At 62.4% G+C, this 14,138-nt stretch carries 15 protein-coding genes; 6 read left to right on the top strand and 9 right to left on the bottom strand.

The features are described 5' to 3' along the window. Positions 1-39: 39 nt before the first annotated feature. Positions 40-624 (top strand): nitroreductase family protein, encoded by a 585-nt coding sequence (locus HCF10_RS18145; protein WP_131698915.1) that lies wholly within the window; start codon positions 40-42, stop codon positions 622-624. A 61-nt stretch (positions 625-685) separates the two neighbouring features. Here the strand turns inward: HCF10_RS18145 and HCF10_RS18140 are convergent, their stop codons facing one another. From HCF10_RS18140 to HCF10_RS18120, 5 genes are all read right to left on the bottom strand, one after another. Then, on the bottom strand, positions 686-1,618 hold the full coding sequence (locus HCF10_RS18140; protein WP_145334871.1) for a D-2-hydroxyacid dehydrogenase: 933 nt from the start codon (positions 1,616-1,618) through the stop codon (positions 686-688). A gap of 107 nt (positions 1,619-1,725) precedes the next feature. Then, positions 1,726-2,019, bottom strand: coding sequence for a YcgL domain-containing protein (locus HCF10_RS18135; protein WP_065938924.1), 294 nt, complete (start codon positions 2,017-2,019; stop codon positions 1,726-1,728). Further along, complete coding sequence (gene rnd, locus HCF10_RS18130; RefSeq protein ID WP_167656101.1) at positions 2,016-3,149, bottom strand: ribonuclease D; 1,134 nt, start codon at positions 3,147-3,149, stop codon at positions 2,016-2,018. Before rnd ends, HCF10_RS18135 begins: the two co-directional genes overlap by 4 nt. Before the next feature lie 122 nt (positions 3,150-3,271). Further along, complete coding sequence (locus HCF10_RS18125; RefSeq protein WP_131698912.1) at positions 3,272-3,871, bottom strand: class I SAM-dependent methyltransferase; 600 nt, start codon at positions 3,869-3,871, stop codon at positions 3,272-3,274. A gap of 101 nt (positions 3,872-3,972) precedes the next feature. Then, a complete protein-coding gene (locus HCF10_RS18120) occupies positions 3,973-5,343 on the bottom strand; it encodes a glutamine synthetase family protein (RefSeq protein ID WP_167656100.1) in 1,371 nt (456 codons plus the stop codon). A 345-nt stretch (positions 5,344-5,688) separates the two neighbouring features. Here HCF10_RS18120 and HCF10_RS18115 point away from each other — a divergent pair, with 345 nt between their 5' ends. Together HCF10_RS18115 and HCF10_RS18110 are read left to right on the top strand one after the other, a co-directional pair. Continuing rightward, positions 5,689-6,462: a transporter substrate-binding domain-containing protein gene (locus HCF10_RS18115; protein WP_145334875.1), complete on the top strand. Its 774-nt coding sequence runs from the start codon at positions 5,689-5,691 to the stop codon at positions 6,460-6,462. Positions 6,463-6,512: 50 nt separating this feature from the next. After that, positions 6,513-7,349 carry a cache domain-containing protein gene (locus tag HCF10_RS18110; protein ID WP_167656099.1) on the top strand — a complete coding sequence of 279 codons (837 nt, stop codon included), beginning with the start codon at positions 6,513-6,515 and terminating at the stop codon, positions 7,347-7,349. Between the two features lie 70 nt (positions 7,350-7,419). Here HCF10_RS18110 and HCF10_RS18105 read toward each other — a convergent pair whose 3' ends face one another. Then, positions 7,420-8,937, bottom strand: a complete 1,518-nt coding sequence (locus HCF10_RS18105; RefSeq protein ID WP_167656098.1) for a DHA2 family efflux MFS transporter permease subunit — start codon at positions 8,935-8,937, stop codon at positions 7,420-7,422. Positions 8,938-9,003: 66 nt separating this feature from the next. Then, positions 9,004-10,188 (bottom strand): 4-hydroxybenzoate 3-monooxygenase, encoded by a 1,185-nt coding sequence (pobA, locus tag HCF10_RS18100; protein WP_178116724.1) that lies wholly within the window; start codon positions 10,186-10,188, stop codon positions 9,004-9,006. 189 nt (positions 10,189-10,377) lie between these two features. On the opposite strand from pobA, the gene HCF10_RS18095 reads away from it, so the two are divergent. Continuing rightward, a complete protein-coding gene (locus HCF10_RS18095) occupies positions 10,378-11,256 on the top strand; it encodes a helix-turn-helix domain-containing protein (RefSeq protein WP_131698906.1) in 879 nt (292 codons plus the stop codon). Here the strand turns inward: HCF10_RS18095 and HCF10_RS18090 are convergent. Beyond that, positions 11,249-11,425 (bottom strand): hypothetical protein, encoded by a 177-nt coding sequence (locus tag HCF10_RS18090; RefSeq protein WP_167656097.1) that lies wholly within the window; start codon positions 11,423-11,425, stop codon positions 11,249-11,251. The genes HCF10_RS18095 and HCF10_RS18090 overlap by 8 nt on opposite strands. A 100-nt stretch (positions 11,426-11,525) precedes the next feature. Next, positions 11,526-12,431 carry a LysR family transcriptional regulator gene (locus HCF10_RS18085; RefSeq protein ID WP_167656096.1) on the bottom strand — a complete coding sequence of 302 codons (906 nt, stop codon included), beginning with the start codon at positions 12,429-12,431 and terminating at the stop codon, positions 11,526-11,528. Between the two features lie 107 nt (positions 12,432-12,538). Between HCF10_RS18085 and HCF10_RS18080 the strand changes: the two genes are divergently transcribed. Both HCF10_RS18080 and HCF10_RS18075 read left to right on the top strand, forming a co-directional pair. Continuing rightward, on the top strand, positions 12,539-13,402 hold the full coding sequence (locus tag HCF10_RS18080) for an MBL fold metallo-hydrolase (RefSeq protein ID WP_167656095.1): 864 nt from the start codon (positions 12,539-12,541) through the stop codon (positions 13,400-13,402). 34 nt (positions 13,403-13,436) lie between these two features. Continuing rightward, entirely contained in the window at positions 13,437-14,051 is a 615-nt protein-coding gene (locus tag HCF10_RS18075) for an NAD(P)-dependent oxidoreductase (protein WP_167656094.1), read from the top strand. The last annotated feature ends 87 nt before the right edge of the window (positions 14,052-14,138 follow it).

Genomic DNA, 14,138 nt, shown 5'->3' with positions numbered 1-14,138 from the left:
AGTAGCTTTGAGCGCCGAATTGACGATCAGGAGCTGTCCATGACACGCGTTGCCGATTACCCGATCCATACCCAGTTCACCGAACGCTGGTCGCCGCGCGCCTTTACCGGCGAGAGCATCCCGCAGGAAACCCTGCTGAGTTTTTTCGAAGCCGCACGCTGGGCACCGTCGGCCTACAACTCGCAGCCTTGGCGTTTTCTCTATGCGCGCCGTGACACGCCGGATTGGGAGCGCTTCCTGGGCCTGCTGAATGAATTCAACCGTAGCTGGGCGCAGCATGCGTCGGCGCTGGTGATCATCGCCTCGAAAACCGACTTCATCGCCCCCGGCGCCACGGAAGAAACCCCGGCCCTGTGGCACACCTTCGACACCGGCTCGGCCTGGGGCCACCTGGCGCTGCAAGCCAGCCTCAGCGGCTGGCACACCCACGGCATGGCCGGCTTCGATCAGGAGCTGACGCGCAAGGAGCTGAAGATTCCAGAGGGTTATGCGCTGCATGCCGCCGTTGCGGTGGGCAAGCTGGGCGACAAATCGACCTTGCCGGAGTACCTGCAAGGCCGTGAAGTGCCAAGCCCGCGCAAGCCGCTGAGCGAGTTGGTGTCGGAAGGTGACTTCAGCCTCTGAAACTGACGCACTATTAAAATGTGGGAGCAAGCCCCCTCCCACATTTTCTTCCCGCGTCGGCTCAGTAACCGCGCTCGAAATCCACTTCCCCACGCAGGGCTTGCTTGGCCTTGTACGCACGTAGGTTTTCCAGGAACAACTCCACCATCATCGACGGCGAGGTCGGCGCGGAGCTGTGTCCGGTCAACAACAGGCCCCAGGCGGTCCAGAACGGGTGGCGTTGCGGCAACGGTTCCTGGCGGCACACGTCGATCACCGCGCCGGCCAGGTGCCCTTCTTTCAGGGCTTCGACCAGGTCGGCATCCACCACCGCCACACCGCGCCCAACGTTGATGAACAGGCCGGTCGGCTTGAATTGCTTGAACAGCGCGGCGTCGTACAGATCATGGGTATTCGGTGTGTTGGGCAGCAGGTTGATCACGTAGTCCACCTCCCCCACCAACCGGCCCAGTTGGTCGAGGCCGGCCACTTCGATAAACGGCGCTTGTTCCCGCGCGGTACTGGCAATGCCGTACAGCTTGACGCCAAACGGCACGAGGAACTCTGCCACGCTGCGGCCAATATCGCCGGTGCCCACGATCAACGCCTTGCGCCCTGCCAGGCTCTGGCCGGTGCGGCTGTCCCACTTGCGCTCGACCTGGCTGACCAGCCGCGCGAGTACTTCGCGCTCGTGACCCAGCATGTAGGTGAGGACAAACTCGGCCATGACCTGGCCAAAAATACCGACGGCGCGGGTCAGGCGATAGTCGCGGGGCAAGCCTTCGGCCAGCAGCGGCGTGATGCCGGCCCAGGTCGATTGCAGCCACTGCGGCTGGTGGCCCTGGCGCAGCAGCGTCGCCAACAGGTCCGGCTGGCCCAGCCATATCGGGCAATCGGCGGCCAGGCGTGAGAGCTCGGCCGAGTCGCCGCTGGTGAGCACCTCAAGGTCCGGCGCGGCGTCATTGAGCAATTGGGCGTAGAGCGGGTGATCCTGTTCAGCAATCAGAACACGCATGGTTCAAACCTTTCAAAAACAGTGCAGACGGCCGCCCGCTTCCCTACGGCCACCGCCCACTAATACGATTCCATTGAAACCTGTGCCCCGGGCGGGGCACTGCCCGATCACATCGGGTCGTTGCGACGCAGCAGCTCTTCGGGCAAGTGCTCGATGTACTCGTCCTCGGCCGGCGGCATTTGCAGGTGGTAGCCCTGCTTGTCGAGGTTTTCCAGCACCACGACGATGTCTTCGCGGGACAACTTGCGCTCGGGTGTCAGTACCATGTCGAACGCGTGGTGCGGTTTACCGAAGGCCGCCATCAACGGCTCCGGCACGCGCTCCAGCGCGTCGCTTTTGAGCACGTAGAGGTACATGCCGTCTTTTTTCAAGCTGCGATAGATGGAGCAAATACGTTTCAAGGCTGTTCTCCGGCAGTGGCCAGGCTGTCGAGCAGCGCCTGGCCCATCAACTCGCGGCGCCAGCCACGCAGCGAGTCTGGCAATTTATAAGGCCCATCGGGGTAGCCACTTTTAACCAGGGCTTCGAGGGTTTTCTTGCGCAGCATCAGTTCCGGCGCCATCTCCAGGCGCTCGGCGAACGTCTGGCCCAGGGCGCGCAGTTGCTTTATCAGCGTGGCAGCGTCCACCGGCAGCGGTTCAGCCACGGCAGGCGGCCACTGGTCCATAGGCACGCTGCCAGCACGCTTGATCAGGTCCAGCAGGAACTGGCCATCCTGGCGCACGGTACGCGGGTGCATGTCTTCGATCTTGCCCAGGGCGGCGAGGTTGTCCGGCTGGGATTTGGCCAGGGGCCACAGCGAGTGTTCGCGAATGATGCGGTTGCGCGGCAGGTCGCGGACGCGGGCCTGCTGCTCGCGCCAGGCGCAGAGTTCACGCAAGACGGCGAGCTGGGCACGGGACAGTTTCCACGCCAGCTTGGCGTCACGGTACACCTCGTACGGGTCGACTTCGCGGCGCAGGTTGGCAACCAGTTCGGCGCCATCTTCCAGGACCCAGGCGTATTTATCGTCCGACAACCGCGGGCGCAGGCGAATGTAGACCTCGGCCAGGTGCACGGCGTCTTCGGCGGCGTAGCTCACCTGGGTCTCGGACAATGGCCGCTGCAGCCAGTCCGAGCGGGTCTCGCCCTTGGGCAGCTCAATATCGAGCACGGCTTGCACCAGGCGCGAGTAGCCCATGGAGAAGCCAAGGTTCAGGTAAGCGGCGGCCAATTGGGTGTCGAACAGCGGCACCGGCAGGCTGCCGGTCAGGCGCAGCAACACCTCAAGGTCTTCGCTGCAGGCGTGCACCACCTTGATCACCGCCGGGTTCTCCAGCAAAGCGGCCAAGGGTTGCCAGTTGTCGATGGTCAGGGGATCGATCAGGTAAGCGCGTACGCCATCACCAATCTGGATAAGCCCGGCAATGGGATAAAAGGTGTCGACCCGCATGAATTCGGTGTCGAGGGCGACGAATGGCAACTGCTGCCATTCGGCGCAATGCTGGCCGAGGCTATCGTTGTCGCAGATCCAGTGAATATCGATGGCCACACGGCTCTCCCTTGAAGAATGGCGCGCAGTATATATCGCGAAAGGGGCTAGCGAGCATCCGCAGTGCACAGGCAACCATGAAAACTCAGACAGGACATGAAGAATAGTCCGACAAGCGGGAGTTATCCTTTCTTACGCAGAACGTAGACCCGCCACAGGCTGGACCCCGGCATGAATTCCTGTTGATTCAAGACCTTGAATCCGGCCTGGCGAAATTCTTCTTCCACGGTGATACGCGACTGCACCGAGACAATCACCGTATCGCGGCTGACCCGATGAAATTCGCGCAGCAAGGCCATGCGCCCTTCGGTGCCGGGCACATGACGAAACAATTCCAGGCAGAAGATGCAGTCCACCGCATTCGCCGACAAGCCGATGGAAAACGCCGAGCCCTGAAAGGTCTTGACGCGCTTGAGCAAGGACGCCGGATGGTGGGTGCGGGCGTGGTCGAGCATGTCCTGGGAGTTGTCCGACGCCAGGATCACCCGGTTGATGTGTTCGGCCAACACCGGCCAGAAGCGTCCCGAGCCGCACGCCAGGTCCAGGATCAGCCCCGGCTCGCCGGCGACCTTCAGCGCATGGCGCACCAGCCGTGCATCACGCCATGAGGCCAGGCGTTGGCGCACGCCGGGCGGGCGCGTGTCACCGCAGACCCTGGCGTGCTCGCGGTCGCAGCGCTCGGCGTATTCGATCTCGATGGAGGATGGAGGTTGTGGCGACATCGCAGGCTCATGTGACTGGAACGGGAGTGAACGACCTTGATTCGCAGCTTAACCACTGCAACGTGAAAAAAAGGTCGAAGCCCTCACAACCGTAAAAGCCATCACGCCTGGTGCAGATACCAACGCCAATCCTGCTCGCCCACCTCGCCCATGAACTGGCGGTATTCAGCCCGTTTCACCGCCAGGTACACGCCCAGGAATTCACTGCCGAACGCCTCCCGCGCCCAGCTGGAAGCTTCCAGCGCGCGCAGGGTGGTGAGCCAATCGGTGGGCAATAACTCCTTCGCTTGGGCGTAACCGTTGCCTTCCACCGGGGCGCCGGGGTCGCGTTGTTCGCGGATGCCACGATGGATACCCGCCAGAATCGCGGCCGCCGCCAGGTAAGGGTTGGCGTCGGCGCCGCAGATGCGATGCTCGATATGCCGGGAGTGGGCCGGACCACCCGGCACCCGCAGGCTGACGGTGCGGTTGTCCACGCCCCAGGTGGCGGCCAGCGGCGCATAGCTGTTGGTTTGGAAACGGCGATAGGAGTTGGCGTTGGGGCAGAACATCAGCAGTGAATCGAGCAAAGTACTGAGCATGCCTCCCACTGCGTGGCGCAGCAGTGGCGTGCCGTCGGCGGCCTCACTGGCGAACAGGTTGTTGCCCTCGGCGTCGGCCAGGCTGACGTGCATATGCATGCCGGTGCCCGCCAGGTCGTCGAATGGCTTGGCCATGAAGCACGCGGCCATGCCGTGTTTGTGCGCCACGCCCTTGACCAGGCGCTTGTAGCGCACCGCTTCGTCCATGGCTTGCAGGGCGTCGGCGCGGTGTTCCAGGGTGATCTCCACCTGGCCCGGGGCGTATTCGGAGATCGCCGTGCGCGCCGGAATGCCTTGCAGTTTGCAGGCACTGTATAGGTCGGCGAGGAACGGCTCGATCTGCTCCAGCTCACGCAGGCCGTAGACCTGGGTCGCGCGCGGGCGCCCGCCGTCCACGTCCCGCGCCGGTTGCGGGCGGCCATTGCTGTCGGGTTTCTGGTCGAGCAGGTAGAACTCCAGCTCCGCCGCCATCACCGGGTAATAACCGTCGGCGTTCAGGCCTTCGATTACCTTGGCCAGCAAATGCCGGGGGTCGGCCACGGTGGCGGGCAGGCCTTCGGTGGGGTGCATGCTGACCTGCACCGCAGCGGTCGGGATCAGCCGCCACGGCATGCGCTGCAAACTGCCGCTGATCGGGTAGGCGCGGCAGTCGATATCACCCACCTCCCACACCAGCCCGGAATTTTCCACATCGTCGCCATTGATGGTCAGGCCCAGGATAGTGCTCGGCAGCGGCCGCCCGCTTTCATATACCGCCAGCAATTCGTCGCGGTGCAGCAACTTGCCGCGCGGCACGCCGTTGTTATCGAGGATAAACAGCTCGAACATCTCGATGTCCGGATGCTGTTCAAGGAAGGCGTGGGCTTCGTGCAGGCTGGCAAAAACACTCATGGGGGTTCTCGTACGTTGGTTTCAGGCAGGCGCACACAAGCGTGCGTCATCCATGGGGTAAATCAGCGTAGGAGAAAGGAATCTGGCGGGCGCGCGTGGCGGCAGTGGAACAGGGCCCAGAAGGCGAGCTCGGACGGCAATGTCGCAGGGTGAGTGTCGGGGGAGCCGTCCATAGGTGGATCACAATGATAGAGATGCGCCCAGCGTCACACGCCCGCATAGGTGTTTAAATTCAGGGTTGGCGGAGTTTGGTTGCAACTTGGCTAAACATTCGCCACACCTTGCTACCTTGGCCCTTGCTGGAAATAATGACCGCCCCCGAGCATGCCCCAAGGACTCGATCGCATGAAAACAACGATAACCCTGTGCGTACTGGCAAGCCTGGCCACATCCGCCCTGGCCGACACCGCGCCCTCACGCCTTGACCAGGTGCTTGAGCGCGGCACCCTCAGCGTCTGCACCACCGGCGACTACAAGCCCTACACCTCGTTGCGCGCCGATGGCAGCTATGAAGGCATCGACATTGCCATGGCCGAGTCCCTGGCCAAGAGCCTCAATGCCAGGATCCAATGGGTGCCCACCACCTGGAAAACCCTGATGCCGGACTTCCTCGCCCAGCGCTGCGACATCGCCGTGGGCGGTATTTCGGTGTCCCTGGAGCGCCAGAAAAAAGCCTTCTTCAGCCAGTCCCTCGGGGTCGACGGCAAGATCCCGCTGGTGCGTTGCGCCGACGTCAAGCGCTACCAGACCGTGGAGCAGATCAACCAGCCCCAGGTGCGCGTGATCGAACCGGCGGGCGGCACCAACGAAATCTTTGCCCGCGCCCACCTGGGCCAGGCGCAAATCCGCCTGCACGACAACGTGACCATCTTCGACGAACTGCTGGCCGGCAAGGCTGACGTGATGATCACCGACGCCAGCGAGGCGCGGTACCAGCAGAAACTCAAGCCGGGGCTGTGTGCGGTCAACCCGGAGCGGCAGATGCAGTACAGCGAAAAAGCCTTTTTGCTGCCCCGCGATGATGTGGCGTGGAAGAGCTATGTCGACCAGTGGTTGCACCTGAGCGTAGCCACCGGTGTCTATGACGGCATCGTCAACCAATGGTTGGCGGCGCCCTGAGCCAGAGCCGTCTACGCTGTGGTCACATCAATAAGAACGAGGGACGGGACATGAAGGGACTGCTCCGCGCCACCTGGCTGCTGCTGTTGTGTTTCAGCCAGGTGCACGCCGACACGCCGGGTGAGGACGCCCAGGCCGCCAAGGCCTTGCTGGGAAAAGCCCTGGCCTACTACCAGACCAACGGTGACAAGGCCTTCGCGGCGTTCAGCCGCCAGGGCGAGTTCATCGATCACGACCGCTATGTGTTCGTGGTCGACACCCAGGGCGTGCTGCTGGCCAGTGGCGGCCCCTCCTCCGCCTTGATCGGTCGCGATGTGTCCGAAGTGCTGGGACCGGACTTGCGCCAGTCATTCAAGGACGCGCTCAAGGTGCCGGAAAGCCAGGGTATCCAGCAGGCCGACTACCGTTGGCAGAACTGGAACGACGGCAAGGTCGAGCACAAGCATGTGTTTTACCAGCGCGTCGGCGAGCGCATCCTGGCCGTGGGTTACTACCTGCCGCGCGCCACACCCGAACAGGCCCGCGCCCTGCGCAACAATGCGGTGAACGCGCTGGAGAAGGATGAAGCCGGCACGCTCAAGGCCATCAACTCATTGCAGGGCGGCTTCCTGCAGGATGACCTCTATGTGTTTGTGGTGGACCTGAACACCCGACGCTACGTGGCCCACGGCACCAACCTGCGGCTGATCAACACCGACTTCAGCAAGATCAAGGACCCCGACGGCAAGCCGGTGGGCAAGCCGATCCTCAAGCTGATGGCCGAGCAGGACCAGGGGGAATACAAGTACCGCTGGAAAAACCCGGTGACGGGCAAGGTCGAGAACAAACACGCTTATGTGCGCAAGGTCGGGCACTTCATGGTTGCGGTGGGTTACTACAGCCCCTGATCTGAACTGGAATGCATTCAACTGTGGGAGGGGGCAAGCCCCCTCCCACACTAGGTCTCTATTGTGTCAGTCAGCGGATTTTGTCTTCACGCCCGCGCAGCATGCGATTGGGCATCGCGATCGCCGCCGCCAACCCCAACAGCGACACCCCCGCACTCACCAGCAGCAAATGCCGGAACGTCCCCCCCAATTCCCCGCGTAGGGCATCCTGCGTCGGGCCTGGCGCGGCGTTCAGGCCATCGAGCAGCACGTTGCCGGAACTGCCCTCCGCCACCAGCGCACCGCTGGCCAGGTGGGCGAAGCTGGAGTCCTGCAACAGCGCCAGCAGCAACGCCGACATGCACGCCACCCCCACCGCCCCGCCCAAAGAGCGGAACAGGTTGGTGGTGCTGGTGGCGACCCCGATGTCCCGTTGTTCCACCGAGTTCTGCGAGCCGACTAAAGAAGTGGGGAACTGCATACCGGCGGCAATCCCGCACAACAGCATGAATACACCGGTCAGCAGCACGTCCTGGGGCGCACTGTAGGCCATGCCCAGGATCGCCAGCGGGCTCAACAGCGCGCCGCTGAGGATCATCGGTTTGTAGCGCCCGGTCACCGAGGTCATGCGCCCGGCGCAATACGCACCGATGGGCAGGCCGATCGCCAGGGGCAGCAAATGCAAGGCCGCGCTGTCGGCACCACCTCCGGTCACTGTTTGAAAGCGCAGGGGCATCAGCACCGTCAGGGAAATCGCCTGAAAGCTGGTGAAGAAAATCGTGCACCAGCACAGCACCGCACTGCGGTTGGCAAACAGGTGCATCGGCAGCAAGGGCTCCCGCGCGCGGCGCTCGTGCCAGACAAACAGGGTCAATGCCACCAGCGCACAGGCCAACAACCCCAGCACCTGGCGGTCACGCCAATGATGGCCCTGGCCGATTTCGGTGATGCCCAGTAGCAAGGCGGTCAGGCCGATGATCATCAGCACGGTACCGAGGTAATCGATGATCGGCTTGCGTTGCGGCGCCGGCAGCCCCACCAGGGTGCGATGGGCCACGTACCAGGCACCGGCCCCCAACGGCAGGTTGATCAGGAACACCCAACGCCAGGATAAGTACTCGGTCATGTAGCCGCCCAACACCGGCCCGGCCACGCTGGCCACTGCGTACATGCTGCTGAAATAGCCCTGATAGCGACCGCGTTCACGGGGCGGAATGATGTCGCCGATGATCGCCTGGCTCACCGAGATCATCCCCCCCGCGCCGATGCCCTGCAGCACCCGCGCCAGCACCAGTTGCTCCATGCTCTGGGCCATGCCGCAGAACAACGAAGCGACGGTAAACAGGCCCATGCCGACCAGCATCATCGGCCGCCGCCCGTAGAGGTCGCCGAGCTTGCCGTAGATCGGCACTGCCACCGTCATCGCCACCATATAGCCGGAGATCACCCAGGCCAGCAGGTTGACGTCGTGGAATTGCGCGGAGATGGCGGGCATGGACACGGCGACGATGGTTTGGTCCAGGGCACCGAGGAAGATCGCCATCATCAACGAGGCGAGAATACTGCGCACCGCGGGAAGCGGTGGCGCGGGCTGATTGAGCTGAGTCACGGCAGAACCTTCGAGCAGGGCCCGCGGGAAAAGGCGCCCCGCGGGAATGCTCGATACGATAGCAGGCTATTCGATAGGCTCGTAAGGAAGTCCGACGTAATTTTCCGCAATGGTCTTGCGTCCGGCTTCGGAGTGAATGAAGTACTCCAGCTCGCTCTGGGCGATACGCTGGCTGAATCCGTCGGACTCAGGGAATTGATGCAACATCGAGGTCATCCACCACGAAAACCGCTCGGCCTTCCACACCCGACGCAGGCAGATGGCGGAATAACGTTCCAGCAAGTCCACCCGTCCCTCGCCATACACCTTGAGCAAAATCCGGAACAACGTGCTCACGTCGCTGGCCGCCAGGTTCAAGCCCTTGGCCCCGGTGGGTGGCACGATATGGGCCGCATCGCCGAGCAGGAACAGGCGCCCGTACTGCATCGGTTCCACCACAAAACTGCGCAGTGGCGCGATGCTTTTTTCGATTGATGGGCCGGTGACCAGCTGTTCAGCCAAGGCGTTGGGCAGGCGGGTTTTCAGTTCCGCCCAGAAGCGTTCGTCCGACCATTCGCCCACCGGCTCCTCGGCCGGTACTTGCAGGTAATAGCGGCTGCGCGTCGGTGAACGCATGCTGCACAGCGCAAAGCCTCGGTCGTGCTTGGCGTACACCAGTTCCGCGTGCACCGGCGGGGTGTCGGCGAGGATGCCCAGCCAGCCGAAGGGGTAGACCCGCTCGAACACCTTCAGCGATTCAGCCGGGATCGACTGGCGCGCCACACCGTGGAACCCATCACAGCCGGCGATGTAGTCGCACTCCAGGCGAAACGCTTCGCCCTGATGCTCGAACGTCAGCCAGGGTCGATCACTTTTAAGATCATGGGGCTGCACGTCGCGCGCTTCATACAGGGTGGTGGCGCCAGCGGCGGCGCGGGCGGCCATCAGGTCGCGGGTGACTTCGGTCTGGCCGTAGACCATCACGGACTGGCCGCCCGTCAGCGCCTTCAAATCGATGTGGGTCAGTTGACCGTCCAGCGCCAGCTCGAAGCCATCATGCACCAGGCCTTCGGCATCCATCCGCTCGCTGACGCCCGCCTCGCGCAGCAGGTTGACCATGCCCTGTTCCAGCACCCCGGCGCGGATGCGGCCTTGCACGTAGTCGGCACTCTGGCGCTCCAGGATGAGGGTCTGGATACCGGCGTTGTGCAACAGTTGGCCAAGCAACAGCCCGGAGGGACCGGCGCCGATGATGGCGACTTGGGTTTTCAGCGTTTTCATTGTTTTTATCGCCCGCAAATTCCACACGAACGGATCGAGTGAAAGAGTTGTCATTGATCTGGTAGCTGACAGTTTTCACTTGAGTGCGCAGTATAAGAAGGTGAAAACTGCGATAAAACCTGCGCTTTTTGCCAATTCGGGCGATTACCGCACCACTGTCCTGAGTATCGGATTGAAACCATGACCAACACCGCGATTCCGGTCTTCAAGCTTTACGGAGAAAGCCAGCAATGGCCGACCCCCGATTTGTTGCACTGCGAAACCATTTCCCGCCGCAGTCGGGAATACCAGTGGGAAATCCAGCCCCACCGGCACGCGGATCTGTGCCAGCTGCTGTATGTGCACAAAGGCCAGGCCGAGTTAGAAATCGAAGGTCAGCGCACCACGCTCAACGAAGCCACACTGCAGGTCTTGCCGCCGTTGTGCGTGCATGGGTTTCGCTTTGCCGAAGATGTCGAAGGCTATGTGGTCACCCTCGCGGCTCCGCTGGTCAGCCACTTGCAAGCCCAACTGGGCGCAACGGCAGGCGGTTTGCAGACCCTGGGCAGCTACCCGGCGGGCCAGGACAGTGACTACCTCAACAGCCAGTTCGCCCGCCTGCAGGACGAATACGCCGACGACCAACCGGCCCGGGACATGTTGATGCACGCGCTGGTCAGTGTGCTGCTGGTGTGGATCAGCCGACAGGCCATCCAGCGCCGCCACCCGCGCGCGCCAAGGGGCCGCGAGTACTTCCGGCGCTTTACGCAATTGGTTGAACAGCACTATCGGGAACACCCGAAGATTGAGGATCTGGCCCACAAGCTGGGTATCTCGGTCTCACACCTGAATGGGACGTGTCGGGAACTGGGCGGGCAGCCTGCCTTGCAGATCATGCATGACCGCCAATTACTCGAAGCCAAGCGCCTGCTGACCTACACCAGCATGACCATCAACGAAATGTCGGAAGTACTGGGTTTTTCCGACCCGACCAACTTCTCTCGGCTGTTCCGCCGACGGGTCGGGTTCTCACCCAAGGCGTTTCGCGAGCAACTCAAAGCCGAACAGCCGCTTACCTGAGTGCACTGAAACTACCGGTATGGGGAACGCAATGATCCTGATGACAGCTGATCGCAAAGGTCGGCTGCATACGGGTCTGTTCCACGCGGTAGGCGGCAGTTCCGTACAGTGCGCTGGCCAGGGCGCAGAGGGTGAAAATCATCAGGTATTTTCTGGTTTTGATGCTCATGGCACAGACCTCTGAACGGATCTACAGGGTGCTGTTTAAAGCATAGGCCAAGCAGGGCGAGTTGCCATTATTGGACGACATTCAACAGGGTTATGTCGCCTTAGAGACCAATATCCCACAACGGCTCCTCGGGGAACCTCACCACCAGGAAATCCAGCAGGCTGCGCAGCGCCGAAGGCATGTGCTTGCGCGATGCATAGACCGCGTAGATGTTCATCTGCCGGGGTTCGGCCTCGGGCAGCAGACGTACCAGTTCACCACGGCGGATGTGCTCGCCGGCCTGGTAGCTGGGCAACATCGCCACCCCGCCCCCAGCCAGCGCCACGCGTAACAACGTACTGGCTTCGTTAGCGGTGATATTGCCGTGCACCGGCACCGACACGTGCTCGCCGTGCTCTTCGAAATGCCACAGGCTTTTGCCGAAGTACGAGTGGGTCAGGCAGTTGTGCCGGGCCAGGTCTTCGACTTTCTGCGGCGCCGGGTGCTCCAATAGGTACGCCGGGGTTGCGCACACCACCGAGCGACAGACCGTCAGGCGCCGGGCGATCAGGTTCGGGTCCAGGTCGTTACTGGTACGGATGGCCAGGTCGATGCGCTCATCCACCAGGTTCACCGTGCGGTCGAGCATTTGCAGGTCAATGGTCACCAAGGGGTAGCGCTTGACGTACTCGGCGATGGCCTCGGCCAATTGCGCCTGGCCGAACGAGGTGCTGACACTCAGGCGCAACAGGCCACGGGGCGCATTATCAGGCTCACTGACGGCGGCCTGCATATCGCCGCACAATTCCAGGAGTTGCCGACAGCGTGGCAAGGTTTCGCCACCGGCCGCCGTAAGGCTGAGTTTGCGCGTGGTGCGGTGCAACAGGCGCGCGCCGACCCAGTCTTCCAACTCGGCCAGGTAACGCGACACCACCGGGCGCGACAGGTCCAAATGGTCGGCAGCAGCGGACTGGCTGCCCAGGTCCACCACCGTGACAAATACGCGCATTGCTTGAAGACGATCCATGATTTGCCCGATTTCAGAAACAAACTATGTCCCAGCATCGCATTTTTAGTTCGGTTTAGTGCAACTAAGCTCTGTGCATCCTTTGAATCGACTGCTGGAGCTGCCCGATGTTCTCAACCCTCAAGCGCTTGACCTTCACCGCTGCCGTGGCGTTTGCCGGCCATGCAGCGGCGGCCGACCTGACCCTTGATGTCTACAACCCAGGCGAGGCGGCAATCTTCCCGGTCAGCTCGGTGCTGGTCAGCGGCGCCAAAGACGCGATCCTGGTGGATGCGCAATTCGGCAAGGGCCAGGCCGAGCAACTGGTGCAGAAGATTCGCGCCAGCGGCAAACACCTGACCACCATCTACATCAGCCACGGCGACCCGGATTACTACTTCGGCCTCGACACCCTGACAGCCGCGTTCCCCGACGCCAAGGTGCTGGCGCCGCAACCGGTGGTCGACCATATCAACGCCACCGTGGCCGGTAAACTGGAGTTCTGGGGCCCGAAAATGGGTGCCGACAAACCGGGCAAAACCCTCGTGCCCCAAGTGCTGCAAGGCCACAGCCTAACCCTTGAAGGGCAGCAACTGGAGGTGATCGGCCTGGACGGCCCGCAACCGGACCGCAGCTTCGTGTGGATCCCGTCGATCAAGGCCGTGGTCGGGGGCGTGGTGGTCGCGCAAAACATTCACCTGTGGATGGCCGACACCCAAAGCGCGCAATCCCATAAAGACTGGCTTGCGACCCTGCAACGCATCGAACAGCTGCAGCCACGCACAGTGATTCCGGGCCACTACCTGGGCACGCCATCGCCGAAATCGGTGGCCTTTACTGCCGATTACATCAAGGCCTTCGACGTAGAAACCGCCAAGGCCAAGGACGCCGCCGCCCTGATCGCGGCCATGAAAAAACGTTACCCCTCCCTCGCCGACGAAAGCTCGCTGGAACTGAGCGCCAAAGTCGCCAAGGGCGAAATGAAGTGGTGAATGGCTTTAAACCCTAACCGTACTGGAGAACGTCATGAGCAAGATCGCAATCATTGGGGCCACCGGCCGTGCCGGCAGCCAACTGCTGGAAGAAGCACTGCGTCGCGGGCATAGCGTGGTGGCTATCGCGCGTAACACCGACAAGCTGGCTGTACGCCCCGGCGTCACCGTCAAGCAGGTTGATGCACTGGATGCCAATGCCCTGGAACAAGCCATCAGCGGCAGCGATGTGGTGATCAGTGCGGCACATTTCGCCACCCTGCCCGCCAGCGCCGTGATCGGCCCGGTGAAACAAGCCGGGGTGAAACGTCTGCTGGTGGTGGGCGGCGCCGGTTCGTTGCTGCTGCCCGGTGGCGGACGTGTGATCGACAGCGAGGGCTTCCCGGCTGAATACAAAACCGAAGCCAGTGCAGGGGCCGCGTTTCTCGACGTGCTGCGCCAGGAAAAGGACTTGGATTGGACGTTCCTGTCGCCATCGGCCTTGTTCGATGGCACCGAGCGCACCGGTAAATTCCGCCTGGGCCAGGATGACTTGCTGGTGAGCAGTGACGGTACCAGCTCGATCACCTTTGCCGACTACGCCATCGCCATGATCGACGAAGTGGAAGCACCGAAGCACTCGCGCCAGCGCTTTACCGTCGGCTACTGACCCAACGCGGTCAAGAACTGTGGGAGGGGGCTTGCTCCCGATAGCGGTGGTTCAGTTGGAGCCTCTTTGACTGACACACCGCTATCG

This window comes from Pseudomonas sp. B14(2022) (genome assembly GCF_012030485.1).
In the GTDB taxonomy this organism is placed as follows: Bacteria; Pseudomonadota; Gammaproteobacteria; order Pseudomonadales; family Pseudomonadaceae; genus Aquipseudomonas.
This window is presented reverse-complemented; position numbering and strand designations above follow the sequence as displayed.